Below are 22,943 nucleotides of genomic sequence, written 5' to 3'. Positions count from 1 at the left end.
TCCCATCGGACAACCGGCCGAGGCCCAGTGTTGCGTTTCGGTCTCTCTACGGCGCGCGCGCCAGCGAGGAGACCCGGGATGAGCACCCTTCTGCTCCTGACCAGTGCCCTGCAGCCCTCCGCCGAGGTCCTGCCCGGACTGGCACTGCTCGGTCACCAGGTCAAGATCCTGCCCGCCGAGGGCAGCGCGCTGCTCGAGGCGCCCGAGTCCGACCTCGTGCTGGTCGACGGCCGCCAGGACCTCGCCGGCTCCCGCGACCTGTGCCGCCTGATCCGGACCACCGGCACCGACGTGCCGGTCATCCTCGTCGCCACCGAGGGCGGGCTGGCCGTCGTGTCCCACGACTGGGGCATGGACGACGTCGTCCTCCACACCTGCGGCCCGGCCGAGCTCGAGGCGCGGATCAAGCTGGCCATCGGCCGGCTGGTCGCCGCCCGCGAGGCGGCCGACCCCGACGCCCACGTCATCCGCTCGGGCGAGGTCGTCGTCGACGACGCGACCTACACCGCCAAGGTCGGCGGCCGGGTGCTCGACCTGACGTTCAAGGAGTTCGAGCTGCTGAAGTTCCTCGCGCAGCACCCGGGCCGGGTGTTCTCGCGGCAGCAGCTGCTCCAGGAGGTCTGGGGCTACGACTACTTCGGCGGCACCCGCACCGTCGACGTCCACGTACGACGGCTGCGCGCCAAGCTCGGTCCCGAGAACGAGACCCTCATCGGCACCGTCCGCAACGTCGGCTACCGCTTCGTGGTGCCCAGCGCCGCGACCGCGGACGAGCACGTGCCGCAGGGTGAGGCAGCGGACGCCTAGCCGCCTAGGCTGGTGCGGGTGAGCTCACCCGACCCGCTCGACGCCATCGACGCCATCGACGCCATCGACGCCATCGAAGCCGTCCGGCGCGCCTGCCGGGAGGCCGACGGCCACGACCCGGTCGACGAGGCGGTCCACCTGCGGCTCAAGCACCACGGGCTGGCCGACACGGCCACGTGGGTCGAGGACGACGGCTTCGCGCTGCGACACCAGCAGGCGCTCGACCTGGCGGTCGCGCCGGAGGCCCGGGGCCGCGGGCTGGGCGGGCGACTGGCCGCGCTGGCGACCGCCGAGGCGGGCGAGCTGACGGCGTGGTCGCACGGCGACCACCCGGCGGCCCGGGTGCTCGCCGAGCGGCTCGGGTTCGCCCGCGCCCGGGAGCTGTGGGTGATGCGCCGGCCCACCGCCGTACCGCTGCCGTCGGAGGGGGACCTCCCGCCCGGCGTGACCATCCGGGACTTCGGCGGCGCGGCCGACGCCGAGGGTGTGCTCGCGGTCAACGCCGCCGCGTTCGCCCACCACCCCGAGCAGGGATCGATGTCGGCCGACGACCTGGCCGAGCGGATGGCCGAGCCGTGGTTCGACCCGGCCGGGCTGCTCCTCGCGTTCGACGAGGACGACCGGCTGCTGGGGTTCCACTGGACCAAGCGGCACGACGCGGAGGTCGGCGAGGTCTACGTCGTCGGCGTCTCCCCCGCTGCCCACGGGCGCGGGGTCGGCAAGGCGCTCACGATCGCCGGCCTGCGCCACCTCGCCAGCCGCGGCGTGGCGGAGGTCCACCTCTACGTCGAGTCCGACAACGAACCTGCCCGTCACCTCTACGGCGGTCTCGGGTTTACTCATGCGACGGCCGACACCCACGTGCAGTACCGACGTGCGTCCCACGAGTCGCAACCGTCACAAGAAACCCCTTCTCACAGATAGCATCGACACCTATGAGCTCGGTCGCCGACGACGAGCCCGACGAGCGCGGGTTCGATGGCCCACGCCGTGGGCGTGGTCGACGGCTGCCCTGGAAGCGCAAGGACGAGGGTCCCGAGGTCGAGGAGCTCGACCCGGAGGACGTCGAGGCGTTCATCCGCCGGAGCGTCGCCGCGGACGACGCAGGCGACGACACGGCGACCCCCGAGCCGCAGGATCCCCTGGAGGGACCGCTGGAGCCGGGCGGCGACATCGCCAGCCGGGTCGCCAGCAAGGCGCGTCCGGAGCCGCAGGAGTACGACGAGTTCGCGCCCGAGGGTGACGACTCGGTCGACTGGTCCTCCTTCGTGCAGCCGGAGCCCGCCCTGGGCGCCGACGCCGAGGACGCCACCGCCGACGCCCACGACATCGACATGGCGCGGAAGGTGATCGCAGACGCGCTCGACATCGGCTTCGCCGAGCCGCTCCCCGACGCCCCGCCCCAGCGCAAGATCTGGCCGCGGCGCAAGGGCGACACCGTGGTGCCGCGCACGGTGGCGGCCGGCGACGGTGACGTCGAGGACCTGGGCGACGACCCGCTCGGCCTCGGGCCGGAGACGCCCGAGAAGGTCGACGCCGCCCACACCGAGGCGGTCGCCAGCCTGGCCGCCCAGCTGCGCCGCGACGCCGAGATGGCGGCCGCCGAGCAGGCGGCCGAGCGGATCGCCGCCGAGGAGGCCGCGCAGCGGGCCGCCAACGCCCGCGAGGAGGCCGACCGCCTCGCCAGCGAGCAGGCCGCCGTCGCCGCCGAGGCGAGCCGCGCCCGCGCCGAGGCCGAGGAGGTCGCCCGCCGGGCCGCCGCCGCCCGCGAGGCCGCCGAGGCAGCCGCCCGGGAGCGGGCCGAGCTGGCCGGTGCCGTGGCCGAGGACCGCGAGGCCGCCGAGCGACGCGCCGAGGAGCAGGCCGCGCTCGCCGCTGCCGCCCACGCCGAGCGGATGCAGGCCGAGGCCTACGCCCGCGAGCAGGCGGCCCTCGCCGCGGAGGCGGCCTCGGCTCGCCAGGCCGCGGAGGGCGCCGCCCAGGAGTACGCCGACGCCGCCCGCCGCGCGCACGAGGAGCGGGCCGCGGCCGAGGAGCGCGCCCGCGCGGTCGCCGAGGCCGCCGCCGCCACCGCCGCCGAGCACGCCGAGTTCGCACGCCGGATGCTCGAGGAGCGCGAGGCCACCGAGCGCAGCTCGGCCGAGATCGCCGCGGCCCGGGCCGCGGCCGAGGAGTCGGCCCGCCAGCAGGCCGCACTCGCCCAGCAGGCGTTCCAGGCCGCCGAGGCCGCGGAGGAGCGCGCCCGCCGACTCGCCGAGGCGGCCGCCAACAGCGCGGCCGAGCACGGCGTCCTCGCCCAGGAGGCCGTCTCGCAGCGCGCCGCGGCCGAGTCCGCCGCTGCCGAGCACGCCCGGCTGGCGGGCGAGGCCCACGAGGCCCGCCAGGCCGCCGAGATCGCCGCCCAGGAGCAGGCCGAGCTGGCCCGGATCGCGCTCGAGACCGCAGAGGCCGCCGAGCGCCGGGCCCAGGAGGCGTCCGCCCGTGCCGAGGCACAGATGGCCGCCCGCCGCGCCGCCGACGAGTCGGCCGCCCACCAGGCACGCGCCGCCGAGGAGGCGCACGAGGCCCGTCGGCTGGCCGAGGAGGCCGCCCGCGAGCAGGTCGAGCTGGCCCGCGAGGCGCAGGCCGCCGCAGCGGCCGCCCACCAGTCCGCCGCCGCCCTGGCCGACGAGAAGAAGGCCGCGACCCAGGCGCTGGCGGAGGCCGAGCGGATCGCCGAAGAGGCGAGCCGCGCCCGCACCGACGCCGAGAACCGCGCTCGGGAGGCGCTCGTCGAGCTCGAGCGGTCGGCGATCGCCCAGCAGGCCGCGCTCACCAGCGTCCAGGCCGAGCTGATGAAGGCCGAGCAGCAGGCCCTCGAGCACGCCCAGGCCCGCGCCGCCGCCGAGCAGATGGCGGCCGAGCAGGCGCAGGCCCGCGCCGAGGCCGAGACCCGCGCGGCGTCCCTCGCCTTCGAGATCGAGTCCGCCCGGGCCCGCGCCGCCGAGGCCGAGGCGACCACCGCCGAGGCCCAGGCCAGGGCGCAGGAGCAGATGGAGGCTGCCGCCCGGGCGCGCGAGGAGTACGAGGCGCGCGCCGCCGCGGCCCGCGCCGAGGCCGACGCCGCCGCCACCGCGCGCGCCGACGCCGAGGCCGCCGCTGCCGCCAGTGCCGAGGCCGAGGCGGCCGCCGCCGCTGCCCAGGCGCAGGCCGAGGCCGCCGCCCAGGCACAGGCCGAGGCCGACGCCGCTGCCGCCGCCCAGGCGCAGGCCGACGCGGACGCGGCCGCTGCCGCCGAGGCGCAGGCACGAGCCGACGCGGAGGCCGCTGCTGCCGCCGAGGCGGAAGCCGAGGCCGCGGCGCTCGCCGAGGCCGAGGCCGAGGCAGCCGAGGCCGCGCAGGCCCAGGCCGCTGCCGCGGTCGAAGCCGCGCCCGCCGGCGAGAACCTCCTCGACCGCTGGGCCGCCATCAAGGAGTCCGAGGGCTGGGAGACGCCGGCGGCGTCCGCAGCCCCCGCCGCCGCCCCGGCCGCCCCCGCTGCGGCGGCGACGCCGGACCCTGCCGTCTCCAACGCGGCCGAGTCGCTGCTCGACCGCTGGCACGAGCTGACCTCCGTCCCGGTCACCACCGGCCGGCGCCGGGCCGACGACGAGGCCACCGACGAGCCGGCGACGACCGAGCCGGTCGCCGCGGACGCCGACGAGGCGGTCGACGAGGGCCCCAAGACGCTGTTCGACCGCTGGGTCGCGCTCAAGGAGTCCACGGGCACGACGCCCGAGCCCCTCGACCCGCTCGCCGACCCGCTTCCCGTGGCCGAGCCGGACGCCGACCAGGCGGCCGACCAGCCCGCCGCCCAGAGCGGTTCGGGCTCGGGCGAGGAGCTGCTCGACCGCTGGGCCGGTTCGTGGCCCGGTGCCCGGCCGTTCCCGACCGGCACCGCCGAGACTCCCGCGCCGACCGAGACCGAGACCGAGACCGAGACCGAGGCCGTCGAGGAGTTCGTCGAGACCGGCGCCACCGACGACGACGAGTACGACGAGTACGACGAGTTCGACCACTTCGGCGAGGACTTCGCGGCCGACGAGGACGGCGACGACGAAGTCGGCGAGGTCGACGAGATCCACGAGGGCGACGAAGTCGGCGACGTCGACGAGATCGTCGAGGTCGGCGAGGCCGACGACACCGCGGTCGCCGTGCTCGAGGACGAGCCCGAGGCGGAGCTGGTCACGACCGGCAAGCACCAGCCCTACCACGCCAAGCGCGGCAGCGGCGTCCTGCCGATCGTCGCGATCCTCGCCGCGCTGGCCTCCGCCGCCGTCGTCGGCCGCTACGCCCTCCAGGGGACGCTGCGTGACGACATCGGCCTCAGCGTGGCGCTCAGCGTGCTGACCGCGGGCCTGCTCATGTACGCGCTGCGCGCGATCGCCCACGTCCGCACCGTCCACCTCGACTCGCACGGCGTGCTCAAGGTCGTCTACGGCGACTTCTCCAGCACGTTCGACATCACCAGCCCGAACACGCAGATCGAGCAGATCGGCACGCCGGGCAGGAGCGGCTGGAAGGTCGTGATCCTCCGCCGGAGCATGTCCCCGGTCGAGATCGACAGCAAGTTCGTGGACCCGCGCACCTTCGTCGAAGCGTTGCGGCAGTGGCGACCGGACCTGTAGGCGGGTCGAGCGTGGACCCGGTGCGGGCGCAACGCGACGCGCTCGCCGAGCGCTGCGCGGCGGCCGAGCAGCAGGTCGCCGACCTGACCGCGGCGCTGGCTGCGGCGCACGAGCGGATCGCCGAGCTCGAGGTCGCGGCCGAGTCCCCGATCTCGATCTTCGACAGCGACACCGGCTCGGGTCACGGCCTTTCCCGCGACGGCAGCGACCCGCGGGTGCTCTCGATCATCCTCGCGGCGACCGCCGTCGTCGCCGGCATGGTGGCGTTCCTGGCGCTCGTCAACGACAACCTGAACACGACCTTCGGGTTCGCGATGATCCTGCTGACGGTGGTGCTCGCCTACGCGGCGGCCCGCACGCGGGTCGGCGGCGTCGAGATCGACATCTCCAACGGGGTCGTCTACATCAAGAAGGGCGAGACGTCGTACCGCTTCGACCTCCGCAACGACGGCACGCACCTGGACATGGACGGCCAGCCGGGCGACTCCTACTGGGCGGTGCGGTTCCACCGTCGCGGCATGGACGACTTCGTCGTCGACGACACCATGGTCGACCCCGCCGAGTTCGTCCGACGGCTGCGGGAGCACCGGCCCGACCTCTGATCCCGAGCGGGGCCCTGGCGCGCACGGCTCAAGCGAGCGCGGCCCGCAACCGGTCGGCCATCTTGTCGACGCCGGCGCGCGGTGTGTGCCCGACGCCGACGATGTTGAAGAACCCGTGGATCTGGTCGGTGCGCCGCTCGAGCTCGACCGCCACCCCGGCGTCCGCCATCCGGCGCGCGTAGGCCTCGCCCTCGTCGCGGAGCGGGTCGAAGCCTGCGGTCACGACGTACGCGGGCGCCAGCCCCGGCGGGATCTCCGCCTCCAGGATCGAGATGCGCGGGTCGTCGCGGTCCTCCTGGCGCGGCGTGTACGACGCGTCGGCCCGGTCGATGAACTCGGCACTGAGGTAGAAGCCCTCCGCGAAGCGCTCGCGGCTGGGCGTGACGATGCCGACCCGGGTGACCGGGTAGATCAGCAGCTGCCAGGCGAGGGGGACGCCGTCGCGCGCCGCCGCCAGGGCGACCGACGCGGCCAGGTTGGCGCCTGCCGAGTCGCCCCCGACCGCGATCCGCGCCGGGTCGGCGCCCAGCTCGTCGGCGTGGTCCACGACCCAGCGGAACCCCTCGTCCGCGTCGTCGTGGGCCGCGGGGAACGGGTGCTCCGGTCCGCGCCGGTAGGTCAGCGCCAGCACCGGCACCCCCGACCGCTCGGCCAGCACCCGGCAGGGCGCGTCGTGGGTGTCCAGGTCGCCCTCGATGAAGCCGCCGCCGTGGAGGAAGACCAGCAGCGGTCCCGGCTCGTCCGAGACCGGCGAGCTCGGCAGGTAGTGGCGGGCGGGGCGGCCGGCCACGGTGAGGTCGCGGGTCGAGCCGATCGCCTGCTTCCCGCCGACGAGGGCGGTCTCGGTGCGCATACCGGCCCGCAGCTTCTCGATCGGCACCTCCTCGTTGCGCGGACGGGCGATCGACTGCAGCCGGAGCATCGCCTGCAGGTCGGGGGCCAGCGTCTGCCCGTCCACCGTCACCGGGCGCCCGGCGACCAGCCGCCGGGCGGGCGAGGGCGCCAGCAGGGCGCGGAGGAGCACGGACTCGACGACACCGCGGGCACTCACAGCGGACGACGCTAGCCGACCTCCCGAACGACACCTGCCGTTCACCTGGGAGTGGGACACTCGGCGCATGGTCCAGGAGCAGGTCCCCGAGCCGGTCGACATCACGTCGCTGCGTCGCGAGGACCCGCCCGAGGAGGTCGGTCCGGCGCCCGACCGGTTCCTGGACCGCGAGCTGTCCTGGCTGCGCTTCAACCAGCGGGTGCTCGAGCTCGCGGAGGACTCATCGCTCCCGCTGCTCGAGCGCACCCGGTTCCTGGCCATCTTCGCGAGCAACCTCGACGAGTTCTTCATGGTGCGGGTGGCCGGCCTGAAGCGACGGATCGCGACCGGGCTGGCGGTCAAGGCGGCCTCCGGGCTGCTGCCGCGCGAGACGCTGGAGTCGATCTGGGAGCAGGCCGACGTGCTGTCCCAGTGGCACGCGGCCCTGTTCCGCGACCGGATCGCACCGGCGCTGCGCGCGGAGGGCATCGAGCTGGTGCGCTGGGCCGACCTCGACCGCGACGAGCAGCGAGCGTGCAAGCGGCTGTTCAAGGAGCGGGTCTTCCCGGTCCTGACGCCGCTCGCCGTCGACCCGGCGCACCCGTTCCCCTACATCTCCGGCCTCTCGCTCAACCTCGCGGTCGTCGTTCGCAACCCGAAGACGGGCAAGCAGCACTTCGCCCGCGTCAAGGTGCCCTCGAACTTCGACCGGTTCGTCCCGCTCGGCAACGACCGCTTCGTGCCGCTCGAGGACGTGATCGGCGAGCACCTGGCGCGGCTGTTCCCCGGCATGGACGTGCTCGAGGTCCACACCTTCCGGGTGACCCGCAACGAGGACGTCGAGGTCGAGGAGGACGACGCCGAGAACCTGCTGGCCGCCCTGGAGAAGGAGCTGTTGCGCCGGAAGTTCGGCCCGCCGGTGCGCCTGGAGGTCGAGGAGTCGATCGCCCCCTCGGTCCTCGAGCTCCTCGTCTCCGAGCTCGACATCAGCATGGCCGAGGTGGTCCGGCTGCCCGGGCCGCTCGACCTGCGCGGTCTCCACGGCATCGCCGACCTGGCCCGCGAGGACCTGAAGTACCCGGCGTTCGTGCCGAGCACGCACCCGCTGCTGGCCGAGGTCGAGTCGGCGGCGCCGGTCGACGTGTTCAAGGCACTGCGCCGGCACGACGTGCTGCTCCACCACCCCTACGACTCGTTCGCGACGTCGGTCCAGCGCTTCATCGAGCAAGCGGCCGCCGACCCGCACGTGCTCGCGATCAAGCAGACCGTCTACCGGACCTCTGGCGACTCCCCCATCATCGACGCCCTCATCGACGCGGCCGAGGCCGGCAAGCAGGTGCTGGCACTGGTCGAGATCAAGGCGCGTTTCGACGAGCAGGCCAACATCCGCTGGGCGCGCAAGCTCGAGCAGGCCGGCTGCCACGTCGTCTACGGGCTGGTGGGCCTCAAGACCCACTGCAAGCTGGCGATGGTGGTCCGCGACGAGCCCGAGGGCATCCGGCGCTACATCCACATCGGCACCGGCAACTACAACAGCAAGACCGCGCGGATGTACGAGGACATCGGCCTGCTCACGACCGACGAAGCGATCGGTGAGGACGTCGCGCACCTGTTCAACAACCTGAGCGGCTGGTCGCGGAAGGCCAAGTACGGCGAGCTGCTGGTGGCGCCCGACTCGGTGCGCTCCGGGCTGATCGAGCAGATCGACGCCGAGATCGCGAACCACCGGGCCGGCCTCGCCTCGGGCATCCGGATCAAGGTCAACTCGGTGGTCGACGAGGAGGTCATCGAGGCGCTCTACCGGGCCTCGCGGGCGGGTGTCCGGGTCGAGCTGCTGGTGCGCGGGATCTGCGCGCTCCGGCCGGGTGTGCCGGGCCTGTCGGAGAACATCACGGTCCGGTCGATCCTGGGCCGGTTCCTCGAGCACAGCCGGATCTTCTGGTTCGCCAACGCCGGGGACCCGCGCACGTGGATCGGCTCCGCCGACCTCATGCACCGCAACCTCGACCGCCGGGTCGAGGTGCTGGTGCGGCTGCCGAACCCCGACAACGTGGCCGAGATCAGCGCGCTGCTCGAGCGGGCGTTCGACCCGCGCACCGACGCCTGGGAGCTCGGTCCCGACGGCGACTGGACCCGCCACCCGGGCCCGGTGCACCTCCAGGAGGCCGAGATCGAGAGGCACCGCCACCGCCGTCACGTGCAGTAGTGCGCCAGGCCACACGGCCGGATGCGGACCCGGGTTTGCATCCCGGACTCGTTCACCCCCTAGCATGAAGGCGTTCCTCTCCGCCTCAACGGGAGTCCACGTGCGTCTGCGTCTGCGTCCGGTCGATACGTCCTTCTACGACCTCTTCACCAACTCCGCTCAGCACCTGGTCCTCGGAGCAGAGCTCCTGGCCGAGATGCTGTCCGACAGCTCCGACCGCGCCGACGTCGCCCAGCGCATGCGCGAGGCCGAGCACGCCGCCGACGAGACCACCCACGCGATCGTGAAGAAGGTCAACAGCACCTTCGTCACGCCGTTCGACCGGGAGGACATCTACTCCCTCGGCTCGGGGCTCGACGACGTCATGGACATGATGGACGAGGCTGTGGACCTGGTGCTCCTCTACGAGGTCGGCATGCTGCCGGCGGAGCTCTCCGAGCAGGTCACCGTCATCCAGCGCTGCGCCGAGCTCACGGCGGAGGCGATGCCCCGGCTCCAGTCGATGCAGTCCCTCGAGGACTACTGGATCGAGATCAACCGGCTCGAGAACGCTGGTGACAAGAACCACCGACGGATGCTGGCCAACCTGTTCTCCGGCGACTACAAGACCATCGAGGTGTTGAAGCTCAAGGACGTCGCGGAGTCGCTGGAGGGGGCCATCGACGCCTTCGAGAAGGTGGCCAACATCGTCGAGCAGATCGCCGTCAAGGAAAGCTGACCGAGGTTCTCCTCCCGTGACCGTCACCCTCGCGATCGTGATCGCGGTCGTCGTCGTCGCGCTCGTCTTCGACTACACGAACGGGTTCCACGACGCTGCGAACGCGATCGCCACCTCGGTGTCGACCCGCGCGCTCACCCCCAGGATCGCGCTCGCGCTCGCCGCCGTCATGAACTTCGTCGGCGCCTTCCTCGGCCAGAAGGTCGCCCACACCGTCAGCGACACGATCTCGCCACCGGAGAACAACCACGGCCTGATCATCGTGATGGCAGGGCTCCTCGGGGCGATCGCCTGGAACCTGATCACCTGGTACTTCGGGCTCCCCTCGTCGTCGTCCCACGCGCTCATCGGCGGCCTGGTGGGGTCGGCGATCGCGGGCGGCGTGACGGTCTCGTGGAGCACGGTGCTGGAGAAGGTCGTCATCCCGATGTTCCTCTCCCCGATCTTCGCGTTCGCAGCGGGATTCGTCGTGATGCTGGCCGTGCTGTGGATCTTCCGGAAGGCCAACCCGCACAAGGCCAACCGCGGCTTCCGGATCGCGCAGACGATCTCCGCCGCGGCGATGGCCCTCGGCCACGGCCTCCAGGACGCCCAGAAGACGATGGGCGTGATCTTCCTGGCCCTCGTCACCGGCGGCTACGCCGCGAGCGAGGCGGACGGCGGCGAGCTGCCGCTGTGGGTCATCTTCGCCGCGGCTGCCGCGATCTCGCTCGGCACCTGGGCCGGCGGCTGGCGCATCATGCGCACACTCGGCCGCCGCATCATCCACCTGGAGCCCCCGCAGGGCTTCGCCGCCGAGTCGGTCGCAGCGTCGGTCCTCTACACGACGGCCTACGTCTACGAGGCCCCGATCTCGACCACGCACACGATCACCTCGGCGGTGATGGGCGTCGGTGCCACGAAGCGGCTCTCCGCGGTCCGCTGGGGCGTCGCGCGGACCATCCTCACCGCTTGGGTCCTGACCTTCCCGATGGCAGCCTCGGTGGCGGCCGTCAGCTACTGGATCCTCCACGGGATCACCCGTCTCTAAGGCTGCACAGGGGATCAGACCGACAGCGAGTAGCCCCGGCCCCGGATCCGTCGTACGTCGCCGGCGTCGCCGAGCCGTCGTCGCAGCCGGGTGACGTGCATGGCGATCGTGCTACCGCTGGGGCGGCGCTCGTCGGACCCCCACAGCGCGTCGCGCAGCTCGGCGTCGCTGACGATGCCGGGCGCCCGGAGCAGCAGCGCCCGGAGCAGCTCGAACTCCTTCAGCGGCAGGTCCGCGATCCGCTCCCCGTCGATGCGCACGCGGTAGGCCGCCGCGTCGAGCTCGATCGGGCCCACCGAGACCCGCGCGTGCTGCTCGAGCGACCGGGAGGAGTGGACCAGCAGCTGCCACAGGTGGTCGGGGGAGTAGGGCCGCTCGACCACGGCGCTGGCGCCGGCGAGCATCATCCGGCCGACGTCGGCCGCGTGCTGCGGCTCGAGCGCCGCGACGACGTACGGCGAACCGTGCCCGCGGATCGCGGTCACGAACTCGGTGGCCGGCACACCCGGCGCGGCCGGTGACACGACGACGGCCTGCGGGTCCAGCCGCCCGTAGGCGATCAGGCCCTCGACCGTCGTCGGCACCCACGTGACGTGCACCCCGCGGCCGGCCATGCCGTCGCTGAGGCCGCAGTCGTCGGTGCCGGGGTCCACGACCAGCAGCTGCGCCCCGGCCGTCTCGGCCCAGCGGTGGAGGTAGCTGCGGACGGTCTGCTCCCGAGGCGAGACCATCCCCGGCTCAGCCGAAGCGGCCCGAGATGTAGGCCTCGGTCGCCGCGTTGTCCGGGTTGGCGAACATCTTGGCGGTCGGGTTGAACTCGACGAGGTGCCCGGGCTCGCCCGTCGCCTTCAGGTTGAAGAACCCGGTCTCGTCGGAGACCCGCGCCGCCTGCTGCATGTTGTGGGTGACGATGACGATCGTGTACTCGGACTTGAGCTCGTGGATCAGGTCCTCGATCGCGGAGGTGGAGATCGGGTCCAGCGCGGAGCACGGCTCGTCCATCAGCAGCACCTGCGGCTCGACGGCGATCGCCCGGGCGATGCAGAGGCGCTGCTGCTGGCCGCCGGAGAGGCCCATGCCCGGCTTCCCGAGCCGGTCCTTGACCTCGGTCCAGAGGTTGGCGCCCCGCAGCGACTTCTCGACGATGTCGTCGGCCTCGGACTTCTTCATCTTCTTGGAGTTGAGGCGGTTGCCGGCGAGGACGTTGTCGTAGATCGACATCGTCGGGAACGGGTTCGGCCGCTGGAAGACCATGCCGATCTGGCGACGTACCGCCACCGGGTCGACGCCCGGCGCGTAGAGGTCCTGGGCGTCGACGACGATCTTCCCCTCGACGCGCGCGCCGGGGATCACCTCGTGCATGCGGTTGAGCGACCGCAGGAAGGTCGACTTGCCGCAGCCGGAGGGGCCGATGAACGCCGTGACCGAGCGCGCCCGGATGGACATGTTGACGCCTTCGACGGCGAGGAAGTCGCCGTAGTAGATGTTGACGTCGGAGACGTCGATGCTCTTGGCCATTTCTCTTTCCTTGGGTCGCGTCAGCGGCCGGTCTTGGGGCTGAAGATCTTCCCGAGCAGGCGGGCGAGGAGGTTGAGGGACATCACGATCACGACGAGGACGAGCGCGGCTCCCCACGCGCGGGCCTCCTGCTCGGCGGCGTACTTGCCACCCGTCGTCACCGACGAGTAGATGAAGACCGGGAGGGTCATCATCCGGCCCTCGAAGACGTTCCAGTTCGCGACCGTCGTGCTGCCGGCGATGATGAGGAGCGGGGCCGTCTCCCCCGCCACCCGGGCGACCGCGAGGGTGACGCCGGTGGCGATGCCGCCGAACGCGGTCGGGAGGACCACCTTGACGATCGTGCGCCACTTCGGCACGCCGAGGGCGTACGACGCCTCGCGGAGCTCGTCCGGCACCAGCTTGAGCATCTCCTCGGTCGCCCTGACCACGATCGGCACCATGATCACCGCCAGCGCCACCGAGCCACCGAACCCGGAGCGGTAGGCGGCCCCGAAGATCAGCGTGAGCAGCGAGAAGGCGAACAGCCCCGCGACGATGGAGGGGATGCCGGTCATGACGTCGACGAGGAAGGTGATCGTGCGGGCGAACCGCGTGCGCTTGCCGTACTCGACCAGGTAGATCGCGGCCATCACGCCCACCGGCACCGCCATCGCGGTGGCGGTCAGGGTGATCATCAGCGTGCCGACGAGGGCGTGCTTGATGCCCCCGGGCTCGCCGGTCACGATGTTCGTCTCGCCGAGCACGCCGCGCATGTCGTTGGCGAAGAAGTCGGCGCCGATGATGCCGTGTCCCTTGCTGACGACCTCCCAGGTCACGCTGACCAGCGGGACCATGGCGATGACGAACGTCGACCAGATCAGGGTCGCGAACATCCGGTCGACCGCCTTGCGCCGACCCTCGATGGCCTGCGCCCAGCCGGTGAAACCGACGAGGAACAGCACCCAGGCCACGACCGCGATCCCGGCCGGGCCCCAGCCGAGCAGCAGCCCGACCAGCCCGGCTGCCGCGAGGGACAGGAACAGCGCCACGGGCGGCGCCCACCGCGGGAGCTGGGGGGCCTGGAGGGGGATGGGGCGCCGTACGGGCGCTTCCGGCTCGAGCAGCTCGGTCATGTGCGTCACCCCTTGACCTCTCCGCGGGAGGCGATCCAGCGGCCGACGAAGTTGACAGCGAAGGAGACGACGAAGAGCACCAGCCCGCTGAAGATCAGTGTGTTGATCTTGGAGCCGGACGCGTTGCCGAAGTTGAGGGCGATGTTCGCGGCGATCGTCGACGGGTTCTGGGTGCCGATGAGGTCGATCGTGATGATCCCCGCGCCGGAGAGCACCATGGCGACGGCCATCGTCTCGCCGAGTGCCCGGCCCAGCCCGAGCAGCACGGCGGAGATGACACCGGACCGCGCATAGGGGAAGACGGTCATCCGGATCATCTCCCACTTGGTGGCGCCCAGGGCGAGCGCGGCTTCCTCGTGGATCCGGGGGGTCTGGATGAAGACCTCCCGGCAGATGGCGGTGACGATCGGCAGCGCCATCACCGCGAGCACGATGCCGGCGGTGAAGATCGTGCGGCCGTGGGTCGGGCCACTCTCGCCGCCGTCGAAGAACGGGATCCACCCCAGGTTGTCCGACAGCCACAGGTAGAGGGGCAGCAGCGCCGGCGCCAGCACGACCCGCCCCCACAGGCCGTAGACGACCGACGGGACCGCGGCCAGCAGGTCGATCAGGTAGCCGAGGTAGGTGCCGACCCGTCGCGGTGCGTAGTGCGAGATGACGAGCGCCAGGCCGACGGCCAGCGGCGTCACGATGACCATCGCCAGCACCGCCGCCAGCAGCGTGCCGTAGAGCAGCGGCCAGACGTAGACGACGATGTTGTCCTTGCCGTACGCCGACTCGCCGGACGCCGTGAACGCCGGCGCACCCTCGATGACGAGGAAGAGAGCCACGCCGGCCAGTGCCAGCAGGATGGTCAGGCCCGCCGCGCTGGCGAGTCCCGAGAAGATCGAGTCGCCGGCGCGCGTCGCCCTGCTGCCGGAGTCGTCCAGCCGCGGAGGCTGGTCGGTGGTGGTGTCGGTCATTTCCTTCTCTTCAGCCGGAGGAGAGAGGCGGCCCGGGCCGGGTCAACGTCCCGGGCCACCTCCGAGGTCCGTCCGTGATCACTCGACGGTGATGCCCTCGACGACGTCCTGGACCTGGCTCGAGAGCTCGTCGCTCAGCGGTGCGGAGCCCGCTTCGTCGGCGCCGAACTGCTGGCCCTCCGCGCTCACGATGTAGGAGAGGTAGCCCTTCGCGAGCTCGCCGGCCGCCGCCTCGTCACCGCTGTAGGTCTGGCAGGCGATGAGGTACGACGTCAGCACGATCGGGTAGGTGCCGGCCTCGGCCGTGGTGTGGTCGAGGTCGAAGATCAGCGCGGTGTCGGACGCTCCCTCGGCCGGGGGCGAGACCTCGAGGATCTTGGCCGCCGCGTCCGGCGTCGGCGCCACGAACTCCTCACCGACGCCGATGTTCGCGACAGCGAGGTCACCGGCCTGCGAGGCGTCGGCGTAGCCGATCGAGTTGGTGCCGCTGGTGACCGCGTCGACGACCCCGGACGTGCCCTGGGCACCCTGGCCGCCGTACTCCTCCGGCCAGGTCTCCACGACACCGGCGTCCCACTGGGTCGCCGCGACCGCGTCGAGGTAGTCGGTGAAGTTCTCGGTGGTGCCCGACTCGTCGGACCGGTGCACGGCGTCGATGGCCGCCGACGGGAGGGACACGCCCTCGTTCGTCGCGGCGATCGCCGGGTCGTCCCACTTCGTGATCTTGCCGGCGAAGATGCCCGCCAGCGCCTCCGGGGAGAGGTTCAGGTCGTCGACGCCCTCGACGTTGTGGATGATCGCGATCGGGCTGATGTAGTTCGGGATCTGGATGGGCGCCTCGCCGCCGCACCGCTCGGTCGCGGAGGTCAGCTCGCCCTCCTCGTCGGTGAGGTAGGAGTCCGAGCCCGCGAACGCGAAGGCGCCGGAGATGAAGCTCTCGCGGCCGCCGCCGGAGCCGACCGGGTCGTAGGTGACGGTGGCCTCGGGAGCCACGGTGGTGAAGCCGGCGATCCACGCCAGCTGTGCTGCCTCCTGGGACGAGGCGCCGCCGCCGGCGACCTCGCCGGACAGGTTGGCCAGGTCGGCGGCGTCGCCGCCGTCACCGCTGTCGCCCTCGGCGTCGCCGCCACAGGCGGAGAGGAGGAGGGCCAGCGCCGCGACGCCGGGGACCAGCGCCCGTCGGATGGGAGTGACGTTCAAGAGTTCTGCCTCTCGGGACTGAGGGGCATCGCACGTCGCCCCCCGTGTAGTTGTTCCTTGACGTCCCGGACGCTAGGGAGCACCGGTAACGCAAGGTCCGGACGCGGCTGAACGAGAGGTGAACAGTCGGGTACTTATCCGACCGCGTGGCGCTCCACGGAGACGATGCCGGCCTTGCGCACGTGCAGGACGAGCAGCTCGGCGGGTGCCAGCTCCTCACCCTGCTCGGCGGGACGGAGCCCGAGCGCGTCGTACACGGTGGGGAGGACGGGGCGGTGGGTGCAGATGACCCCGCCCCGGTCGTGGTCGAGCAGCTGGTCGAGCACCTTCTGCACGCCCTTCTCCGAGACGTGCTCCTCGCTGAGCCGGCGGCGGGTGTCGATCTCGCGGTCGGCGACGTCGGCGTACGGCGCGACGGTCTGCACACAGCGGGTGCTGGTGGAGGACACGACGCGGTCGACGTCGTACGCCGCGAGCAGGGGGACCAGGCGCTGGGCGTCGGTGAGGCCGCTCTTGAGGAGCGGTCGCAGCGCGTCGTCGGCGCGCCACGCCTTGCGGGACCGGGCCTGCGCGTGGCGGAGCACGACCACGGCGTGGGTGCGTCGTCGTACGGCGGCCGCCTCGGCGAGGGTCTCGCGGTCGTAGGGGTAGGTGAGCATCGCCTCGGCCTTGTCGAGGCGCACCCAGGCGACCTGGTCGATCTCGTCGTTGGGCCGGTAGAGGCTGACGTCGTCGTCACCGACGACGCGGCCGGTCCAGTACTGGACGGTCTTCATCCGGCGGCCGGTGCGGTAGCGCTGCGAGGTCAGCGGCGGGCCCAGCCGCACGTGCAGCCCGGTCTCCTCGGCGACCTCGCGGACCGCGGCGGCGGCCGGGTGCTCCCAGCGCTCGAGCTTGCCCTTGGGGAACGACCAGTCGTCGTACTTCGGCCGGTGGACGAGCAGGACCTCGCGGCCCGGCCGGAACGTGACCACGCCGGCGGCGCGGATGTCCGGGGGCGTCGCGGGCTTCGACGTGGGCACGGCGTTAGTGTCACACCTTGTCCGCCCCGAGAGGAGAGTCGACTCCATGTCGATGTCGCGTCGTCACCTGCTGGTCATCGGCGCCGTCGTCCTCCTCCTGGTGGCAGGTGGCGTCGTCTGGTTCGTCACGTCGCGCGACGACGAGGACGGTCCCGGGCGGCTCGCGCGCGCCGTCGGGATGGCCCCGGAGGCGAGCGCCCGCATCGGCTGGATCGACTGGTCCGGCATCCGCGAGGAGCTGGACGCCGACCTGTCCGCGGCCTCGCCGACCGAGGACGTCGAGGAGTTCCTGAGCGACGGCTTCGACGCCGACGTCATCTCCCCGTCGGCCCTGGTCTCCTCCGCGCCGACGCTGCAGACCGACTTCGGCTTCTCCCCCGCCACGGTCGACTGGGAGCTGTTCGCGCAGAGCGAGGAGGGCGCCATCGTGATCGTCGGGCTGCCCGACTCGCTCGACCTCGACCGGGTCGAGGACCAGCTGGAGGAGCTCGGCTACCAGAAGCCCAGCCTCGACGACGACGTCTGGATCGGCGGCCCGGACCTGCTGGCCACGATCGGCGGCGTCTCCCAGGAGCTCGCGTTCATCACCATCGACCGCGACCGCCGGGTGCTCGCCGGGAGCGACCAGAGCGCGACTCTCGAGACCTGGCGCGACGACCAGCGCGGCACCGGCCTCGACGACGGCATCGCCGAGGTGGCCGACGCCGAGGAGGGCGCCCTGGCCGCGTCGATCTACGCCGCCGACTACGCCTGCGTCGCGCTCTCCATGACCCAGGCCTCCGACGCCGACCGCACCCGCGGCGCCGAGCTGGTCGCCCAGGCCGGCGACATCCACCCCTACCGCGCCTACGCCATCGCCGCCCTGCCGGGCGGGGACGTGCGCGTGGCGATGTCGTTCGAGACCGAGGACCAGGCCCGCACCAACGCCGACACCCGCTCCCAGCTCGCCGCCGGACCCGCCCCCGGCCAGGGCGGCGCCTTCCCCGACCTCTTCGCCCTCGGCGAGGTCACCGCCGACGGAACGGTCGTCGTACTCCCCCTCGACCCCCAACCCAGCACCTACGTCATGTCCGACATGGCCACCGGGCCGGTGCTGTTCGCCACCTGCTGACGTCGGGGCTGGTCGGGGGCGGTTCGGTGGGGCGGATAGTCCCTGACGAAAAGCACCTCCCGAGGGCTGATTCAGGTGCTTTTCGTCAGGGACTATCTCGGTTTGGGGCCCTCACCGTGTCCGAAACCTGAGCAGCCGAGCCCGCTGCTCGGGAGTGAGGGCGCGACGCTGCGCGACGGTCACCGTCGGCGTCCACCAGTCGGGCGGCTCGATTGTCCAGCTTCGCGGGGTACGTCGTCGGCCGGCCCGCTCGTACGCAGATGCGAGCCGGTGGAGGAAGCTGCTGGGAGACTCCCCCGCCGAGCGCACGACAACTTCGAGGTGATGGTCGCGGAAGCGGGCCTCACGGTTGATGTCCCTCACCCGCTGCTCGGGGCGGAGATGATCTGGCCCGTCGTACTCACCAATGACTCCTGAGGTCGGGTCGAGCAGGTCCGGAGTTCCGATGTGCCGGCCGCGCGCGTCGAAGATCGGTCGGTTCTGCAGGGGCATGGGGAATCCTCCGACAGGAACCCACAGGCACTTCGTGTCTGACTCCATCGGCGACCAGCTGTTCTCCCCGCAGAACGGGAGGGCCTTCCGGCCTTGCGGAACGCCCGTCCATGCTGCCTGGGCTGCGAGCTGCGCTGTTATCTCCTCGATCGAGACGAGGTCGTTGAACGCGGCCATGTCGAAGACGATCACCGCATCACGTAGGTCGGAGGCATACCGCATCGCGAAGGCAGTCGACCACGCAGCATTGGTGACGGGCACGCCGTCGATGCGTTGAACCACCTCCGGCGCGCACCCTTCGCCCGAGAGCAGCAGACCTGGCTGGGTGCGGATGTCGTGAGTGCTGATGAGCAGCGGGACCGGAAGGAGCGAGCCATCGCGACCCTTGCCCGAGAGCCACGTCGCTCCCATCCATCTGAGCGCCGCCCAGCCTGTGACTGCGCCGGATGCAGGAAGGACCGCTGCTGCCTCCAGTATCCGTTGCTCCACGGTGCCATGGTCAACGTCCACGGGCAGGTAGAGACCATGGCTGCTCCGTCGCCAGTTAGGTCCGCGCGCCTGCCCCCGCGTCGGTCCCGTCAGCCCACGGGGATCGAGGCGCACGGGACGGACCAGCCCCTGGCGCACGTCCTCGTTCGACTCCACCCGCCGAGGGTGCGCCAAACCGCACGAGCGTGGGGCGCTCCTCCACAGGGTCGCGGTTTACGGCGGATAGTCCCTGACGAAAAGCACCCGATCTGGCCCGAACGAGGTGCTTTTCGTCAGGGACTATCGCCCTTCCGCCCCCAGCTACCCCAGCGGCCGGAAGCGCCGCAACCGGAGGCTGTTGGTGACGACGAAGACGCTGGAGGCGGCCATGGCGGCGCCGGCGAGCATCGGGTTGAGGAGGGCGGCGGCGGCGAGGGGCAGGGCGGCGACGTTGTAGGCGAAGGCCCAGAACAGGTTGCCGCGGATGGTGCCGAGGGTGCGCCGGGAGAGGCGGACGGCGTCGGCCGCCACCGTGAGGTCGCCGGAGACGATCGTCAGGTCGCTGGCCTCGCGGGCGACGTCGGTGCCGGTGCCCATCGCGATGCCGAGGTCGGCCTGCGCGAGGGCGGCGGCGTCGTTGACGCCGTCGCCGACCATGGCGACGACCCGGCCCTCGTCCTGGAGGGCGCGGACGTAGGCGACCTTGTCGGCAGGGAGTACGCCGGCGCGGACCTCCTCGATCCCGACCTCGGTCGCGACGGCGCGGGCCGCGCGCTCGTTGTCGCCGGTCAGCAGCACCGGACGCAGCCCGAGGTCGCGGAGCCGGCGGACCGCCTCGACGGAGGAGTCCTTGACGGTGTCGGCCACCACGAGCACGCCGTACGCCCGGCCGGACCAGCCGACCAGCACCGGCGTGGCACCGCGACCCTCGGCCGCGTCCACGGCGTCGGCGAGCGCGTCGGGGATGGTGAGACCGCGGCCGGTCAGGAAGCCGGCGCGGCCGATCACGGCGGCGCGGCCGTCCACCGCACCGGTCACCCCCAGGCCGGGCTCGTTGACGAAGTCCGTCAGCGTGCCGGTCGGGGCACCGGCGGCGATCGCCCGCGCGATGGGGTGCTCGGAGCCGGACTCGAGGGTGGCGGCGACCCGCCGCACCTCGTCGTCGGGGGCGCCGTCGGTCACGAGCTCGGTGAGGCGCATGTCGCCGGTCGTCACCGTGCCGGTCTTGTCGAGCACCACGGTGTCGACCTCGCGGGTCGCCTCGAGCACCTCGGGGCCGCGGATCAGGATGCCGAGCTGCGCGCCCCGCCCGGTGCCGACCATCAGGGCGGTCGGCGTGGCCAGGCCGAGGGCGCACGGGCAGGCGATGATCAGCACGGCGACGGCGGCGGTCAGCGCGATCTCCCAGCCGGCGTCCGCGCCAAGCCAGAAGCCGAGCGTGCCGACGGCCAGCGCGATCACGACCGGCACGAAGACACCGGAGATCCGGTCGGCGAGCCGCTGTGCCTTCGCCTTGCCGGCCTGCGCGTCCTCGACCAGCTTCGCGAGCTGGGCGAGGTGGGTGTCGGCGCCGACCCGGGTGGCGCGGACGACGAGCCGTCCGGCGCTGTTGACGGTCGCACCGACGACCTCGTCCCCCGGGCCGACCTCGACCGGCACCGACTCGCCGGTGAGCATCGACGCGTCCACCGCGGAGTGGCCGGTGACGACCTCGCCGTCGGTGGCGACCTTCTCCCCGGGGCGTACGACGAACAGGTCGCCGGCCGCGAGCCGACCGGCCGGGACCAGGGTCTCGGGGCCCTCCGGCCCGTCCGGGAGTACGGCGACCTCGCGCGCGCCGAGGTCCGCCAGCGCGCGCAGCGCGTCGCCGGCCCGGCGCTTCGACCGCTTCTCGAAGTAGCGCCCCGCGAGCAGGAACGTCGTGACCCCCGCCGCGGTCTCGAGGTAGATGTCGCCCAGGCCCGACGCCGGCCCATCACCCCGGTCGGGGACCAGGTCGAACGGGTGGGTCATGCCCGGCACGCCCGCGTCGCCCCAGAACAGCGCGACCAGCGACCAGCCGAACGCGGCCAGCACGCCGAGCGACACCAGGGTGTCCATCGTCGCCGCGCCGTGGCGCAGGTTGGCCCAGGCGGCGCGGTGGAACGGCCACGCGCCCCAGGTCGCGACCGGGGCGGCGAGGGTGAGGGAGGCCCACTGCCAGTACTCGAACTGCAGCGCCGGCACCATCGCCACGGCGATCACCGGGACGGTCAGCGCGATCGCGCCGAAGAGCCGGTTGCGCAGGGCCGTGAGCTCGGGGTCGGCAGGCACCTCGCCATCGGCGTCGTCCGCGTCCGTGGCCTCGAGCGGCCGGCGCACCTTCGCGCCGTAGCCCGCGGCGGCCACGGTGTCGAGCAGAGTGCTCTCGTCGACGGCTGCGGGCGCGCTCACGGTCGCCCGCTCGGTGGCGTAGTTGACGGTCGCGGACACGCCGTCGAGCTTGTTGAGCTTGCGCTCGATGCGGTGGGCGCACGAGGCGCAGGTCATCCCGGTGATGTCGAGGTCCAGCTCGATGAGCGTCTCGGCCTCGCGGATCTCAGTGGCCATGACCGCCCTCCTCCTCGTGGTCGCCGGAGTCGTCGTGGTCGCCGGAGCCATCGTGGTCGCCGGAGTCGTCGTGGTCGCCGGACCCCTCGACGGTGATCGTGAAGTCCGCGGTGTGCACCCGGCCGCCGTGCTTGAAGTCGAGGAACAGCCGGTAGCGCCCGGGCTCGGCGAACTCGGCGTGGAAGCCGACCTCCGGCCCGGGCTCCCCCTCCTCGGGGTGCACGTGCAGGTAGCCGAGGTCGTCGGCGCGGATGGCCACCAGGTGGCCGTAGGCGCCGAGGTAGGGCTGCAGGTCGGTGACGTCCTCGCCGCCCCGGGTCACGTGCAGGGTCACCATCGAGGTCTCGGCGTCGCGCTCGAGGTGAACCTCGAACCCGTCGACCCGCGAGGTCGTGGTGTCCGGCCCGAGCTCCTGCGGGTCGAACGAGCCGCCGACCATCAGGTCGGCCTCGGCGAGCGCCGGCTCGGCGCCGGCCGGCGCGAAGTCGGCGTAGAGCCGCCAGGCTCCGGCGTCGAGGTCGACCGGCACCGACCACCGGCCGGTCGAGGCGTCGAGGCGCGGGTGGACGTGGCGGAACTCCGCCAGGTCGCGCCGTACGGCGATCAGGTGCAGCTGCTTCTCGTGCTGCACGTCGTACGACGTCACCGGCTCCCCGCGCGCGTCGAGCACCCGGAACGCGACCTCCGGCCGGCCGCTCTCGAGCACGTCCTGCTCGAGGTCCAGCTCGTAGGTGGCGGCGGCCGGGTCGAGGTGCACGCGCTCGCCGTCGTGGCCGTGCTCCTCGGTGTCCGCCTCGATCGGGCCGGCCAGCCGGCCGACGCCGATCGCGACGCCGAAGACGGCGACCAGGGCGACGCCGTACGTCAGCGTCCGCTGCCAGGTGTTCATCACACGAGGGTGTAGCCGGCCTCGGAGACGGCGTCGGCGACGGCCTCGCGGGCGACGGGGGCAGCGCTGGTCACGACGACCGCACCGGTCTCGAGGGTGACGTCGACCGACTCGACGCCCGGGATCTCGCTGATCTCCTCGGTCACGGACGCGACGCAGTGCGCGCACGTCATGCCGGAGACCTGGTAGGTGTTCTGCTCGCTCATGATCGGACCAATCTGTTGATGGCGGCGATGGCTTCGGTGACCTTCTCGCGGGCCTCGGCGTCGCCGGCCCGCGCGGCGTCGACCACGCAGTGGTTCATGTGCTCCTCGAGGAGCTGGATGGAGAAGGACTGCAGTGCGCTGGTCACTGCCGACACCTGGGTGAGGATGTCGATGCAGTACTTCTCCTCCTCGACCATCCGCTGCAGGCCACGCGTCTGACCCTCGATGCGGCGCAGCCGCTTCAGGTGGTCGTCCTTGTGGCCGAGGTAGCCGTGCTCGTGTTCGTGTTCCACAAGAGAAACCATACCCCCCTATGGTATTAAGTCAAGCGG

At 72.4% G+C, this 22,943-nt stretch carries 20 protein-coding genes; 8 read left to right on the top strand and 12 right to left on the bottom strand.

Annotated features, from left to right (window positions below; translation table 11 throughout):
- The first annotated feature begins 78 nt into the window (after positions 1–78).
- Genes DJ010_RS20290 through DJ010_RS20275 form a run of 4 tightly spaced genes read left to right on the top strand, consistent with a single transcriptional unit; the run spans position 79 to position 6,055 of the window.
- Positions 79–807, top strand: coding sequence for a response regulator transcription factor (locus DJ010_RS20290; protein WP_109697183.1), 729 nt, complete (start codon positions 79–81; stop codon positions 805–807).
- An 18-nt stretch (positions 808–825) separates the two neighbouring features.
- Positions 826–1,731 carry a mycothiol synthase gene (gene mshD, locus DJ010_RS20285; protein ID WP_245927748.1) on the top strand — a complete coding sequence of 302 codons (906 nt, stop codon included), beginning with the start codon at positions 826–828 and terminating at the stop codon, positions 1,729–1,731.
- An 11-nt stretch (positions 1,732–1,742) separates the two neighbouring features.
- Positions 1,743–5,453, top strand: coding sequence for a hypothetical protein (locus DJ010_RS22530; RefSeq protein ID WP_109697181.1), 3,711 nt, complete (start codon positions 1,743–1,745; stop codon positions 5,451–5,453).
- Positions 5,454–5,464: 11 nt separating this feature from the next.
- Entirely contained in the window at positions 5,465–6,055 is a 591-nt protein-coding gene (locus tag DJ010_RS20275) for a hypothetical protein (protein WP_109697179.1), read from the top strand.
- A 28-nt stretch (positions 6,056–6,083) separates the two neighbouring features.
- On the opposite strand, the gene DJ010_RS20270 is transcribed toward DJ010_RS20275, so the two are convergent.
- Positions 6,084–7,106, bottom strand: coding sequence for an alpha/beta hydrolase (locus tag DJ010_RS20270; RefSeq protein WP_245927746.1), 1,023 nt, complete (start codon positions 7,104–7,106; stop codon positions 6,084–6,086).
- Positions 7,107–7,173: 67 nt separating this feature from the next.
- Between DJ010_RS20270 and DJ010_RS20265 the strand changes: the two genes are divergently transcribed.
- The 3 genes from DJ010_RS20265 to DJ010_RS20255 all read left to right on the top strand — a co-directional run bounded on the left by DJ010_RS20265 (position 7,174) and on the right by DJ010_RS20255 (position 11,039).
- On the top strand, positions 7,174–9,291 hold the full coding sequence (locus DJ010_RS20265) for an RNA degradosome polyphosphate kinase (protein WP_109697177.1): 2,118 nt from the start codon (positions 7,174–7,176) through the stop codon (positions 9,289–9,291).
- A gap of 100 nt (positions 9,292–9,391) precedes the next feature.
- Positions 9,392–10,009: a DUF47 domain-containing protein gene (locus DJ010_RS20260; protein ID WP_109697175.1), complete on the top strand. Its 618-nt coding sequence runs from the start codon at positions 9,392–9,394 to the stop codon at positions 10,007–10,009.
- A gap of 16 nt (positions 10,010–10,025) precedes the next feature.
- Positions 10,026–11,039 (top strand): inorganic phosphate transporter, encoded by a 1,014-nt coding sequence (locus DJ010_RS20255; RefSeq protein ID WP_109697173.1) that lies wholly within the window; start codon positions 10,026–10,028, stop codon positions 11,037–11,039.
- A 14-nt stretch (positions 11,040–11,053) separates the two neighbouring features.
- On the opposite strand, the gene DJ010_RS20250 is transcribed toward DJ010_RS20255, so the two are convergent.
- The 6 genes from DJ010_RS20250 to DJ010_RS20225 form a co-directional block, all read right to left on the bottom strand.
- A complete protein-coding gene (locus tag DJ010_RS20250; protein WP_109697171.1) occupies positions 11,054–11,770 on the bottom strand; it encodes a response regulator transcription factor in 717 nt (238 codons plus the stop codon).
- Positions 11,771–11,777: 7 nt separating this feature from the next.
- The gene (gene pstB, locus DJ010_RS20245; RefSeq protein WP_109697169.1) at positions 11,778–12,557 is read right to left on the bottom strand and encodes a phosphate ABC transporter ATP-binding protein PstB; all 780 of its coding nucleotides are present in this window, start codon (positions 12,555–12,557) and stop codon (positions 11,778–11,780) included.
- Positions 12,558–12,577: 20 nt separating this feature from the next.
- On the bottom strand, positions 12,578–13,672 hold the full coding sequence (gene pstA, locus DJ010_RS20240; RefSeq protein WP_109697246.1) for a phosphate ABC transporter permease PstA: 1,095 nt from the start codon (positions 13,670–13,672) through the stop codon (positions 12,578–12,580).
- Between the two features lie 5 nt (positions 13,673–13,677).
- Entirely contained in the window at positions 13,678–14,634 is a 957-nt protein-coding gene (gene pstC, locus DJ010_RS20235; RefSeq protein ID WP_109697167.1) for a phosphate ABC transporter permease subunit PstC, read from the bottom strand.
- Between the two features lie 78 nt (positions 14,635–14,712).
- The gene (locus DJ010_RS20230) at positions 14,713–15,834 is read right to left on the bottom strand and encodes a phosphate ABC transporter substrate-binding protein PstS (RefSeq protein ID WP_109697165.1); all 1,122 of its coding nucleotides are present in this window, start codon (positions 15,832–15,834) and stop codon (positions 14,713–14,715) included.
- A 134-nt stretch (positions 15,835–15,968) separates the two neighbouring features.
- Entirely contained in the window at positions 15,969–16,856 is an 888-nt protein-coding gene (locus tag DJ010_RS20225; protein WP_245927744.1) for an NUDIX hydrolase, read from the bottom strand.
- 46 nt (positions 16,857–16,902) lie between these two features.
- Between DJ010_RS20225 and DJ010_RS20220 the strand changes: the two genes are divergently transcribed.
- Positions 16,903–17,967 (top strand): hypothetical protein, encoded by a 1,065-nt coding sequence (locus DJ010_RS20220; protein WP_109697162.1) that lies wholly within the window; start codon positions 16,903–16,905, stop codon positions 17,965–17,967.
- A gap of 111 nt (positions 17,968–18,078) precedes the next feature.
- Here DJ010_RS20220 and DJ010_RS20215 read toward each other — a convergent pair whose 3' ends face one another.
- The 5 genes from DJ010_RS20215 to DJ010_RS20195 all read right to left on the bottom strand — a co-directional run bounded on the left by DJ010_RS20215 (position 18,079) and on the right by DJ010_RS20195 (position 22,916).
- Positions 18,079–19,104, bottom strand: coding sequence for a hypothetical protein (locus DJ010_RS20215; RefSeq protein ID WP_146207411.1), 1,026 nt, complete (start codon positions 19,102–19,104; stop codon positions 18,079–18,081).
- 144 nt (positions 19,105–19,248) lie between these two features.
- Positions 19,249–21,516, bottom strand: a complete 2,268-nt coding sequence (locus DJ010_RS20210) for a heavy metal translocating P-type ATPase (protein WP_109697158.1) — start codon at positions 21,514–21,516, stop codon at positions 19,249–19,251.
- Positions 21,506–22,405, bottom strand: a complete 900-nt coding sequence (locus DJ010_RS20205; RefSeq protein WP_211318896.1) for a DUF8832 domain-containing protein — start codon at positions 22,403–22,405, stop codon at positions 21,506–21,508. The genes DJ010_RS20210 and DJ010_RS20205 overlap by 11 nt, the downstream gene beginning before the upstream one ends.
- Positions 22,405–22,611 carry a heavy-metal-associated domain-containing protein gene (locus DJ010_RS20200; protein ID WP_109697156.1) on the bottom strand — a complete coding sequence of 69 codons (207 nt, stop codon included), beginning with the start codon at positions 22,609–22,611 and terminating at the stop codon, positions 22,405–22,407. The genes DJ010_RS20205 and DJ010_RS20200 overlap by 1 nt, the downstream gene beginning before the upstream one ends.
- The gene (locus DJ010_RS20195) at positions 22,608–22,916 is read right to left on the bottom strand and encodes a metal-sensitive transcriptional regulator (RefSeq protein ID WP_109697155.1); all 309 of its coding nucleotides are present in this window, start codon (positions 22,914–22,916) and stop codon (positions 22,608–22,610) included. Before DJ010_RS20195 ends, DJ010_RS20200 begins: the two co-directional genes overlap by 4 nt.
- Positions 22,917–22,943 lie beyond the last annotated feature (27 nt).

The sequence above is a fragment of the Nocardioides silvaticus genome (assembly GCF_003160695.1).
GTDB classification, from domain to species: Bacteria; Actinomycetota; Actinomycetes; order Propionibacteriales; family Nocardioidaceae; genus Nocardioides; species Nocardioides silvaticus.
Note: the sequence above shows the minus strand (reverse complement) of the source record. Positions and strands in the feature narration are given on the sequence as shown.

Coding starts and splice junctions, on each gene's coding strand:
- DJ010_RS20195 (WP_109697155.1), bottom strand. CDS start 22,916: ATGGTTTCTCTTGTGGAACACGAACACGAGCACGGCTACCTCGGCCAC.
- DJ010_RS20250 (WP_109697171.1), bottom strand. CDS start 11,770: ATGGTCTCGCCTCGGGAGCAGACCGTCCGCAGCTACCTCCACCGCTGG.
- DJ010_RS20290 (WP_109697183.1), top strand. CDS start 79: ATGAGCACCCTTCTGCTCCTGACCAGTGCCCTGCAGCCCTCCGCCGAG.
- DJ010_RS20220 (WP_109697162.1), top strand. CDS start 16,903: ATGTCGATGTCGCGTCGTCACCTGCTGGTCATCGGCGCCGTCGTCCTC.
- DJ010_RS20265 (WP_109697177.1), top strand. CDS start 7,174: ATGGTCCAGGAGCAGGTCCCCGAGCCGGTCGACATCACGTCGCTGCGT.
- DJ010_RS20210 (WP_109697158.1), bottom strand. CDS start 21,516: ATGGCCACTGAGATCCGCGAGGCCGAGACGCTCATCGAGCTGGACCTC.
- pstA (WP_109697246.1), bottom strand. CDS start 13,672: ATGACCGAGCTGCTCGAGCCGGAAGCGCCCGTACGGCGCCCCATCCCC.
- pstB (WP_109697169.1), bottom strand. CDS start 12,557: ATGGCCAAGAGCATCGACGTCTCCGACGTCAACATCTACTACGGCGAC.
- DJ010_RS20200 (WP_109697156.1), bottom strand. CDS start 22,611: ATGAGCGAGCAGAACACCTACCAGGTCTCCGGCATGACGTGCGCGCAC.
- pstC (WP_109697167.1), bottom strand. CDS start 14,634: ATGACCGACACCACCACCGACCAGCCTCCGCGGCTGGACGACTCCGGC.
- DJ010_RS22530 (WP_109697181.1), top strand. CDS start 1,743: ATGAGCTCGGTCGCCGACGACGAGCCCGACGAGCGCGGGTTCGATGGC.
- DJ010_RS20205 (WP_211318896.1), bottom strand. CDS start 22,405: ATGAACACCTGGCAGCGGACGCTGACGTACGGCGTCGCCCTGGTCGCC.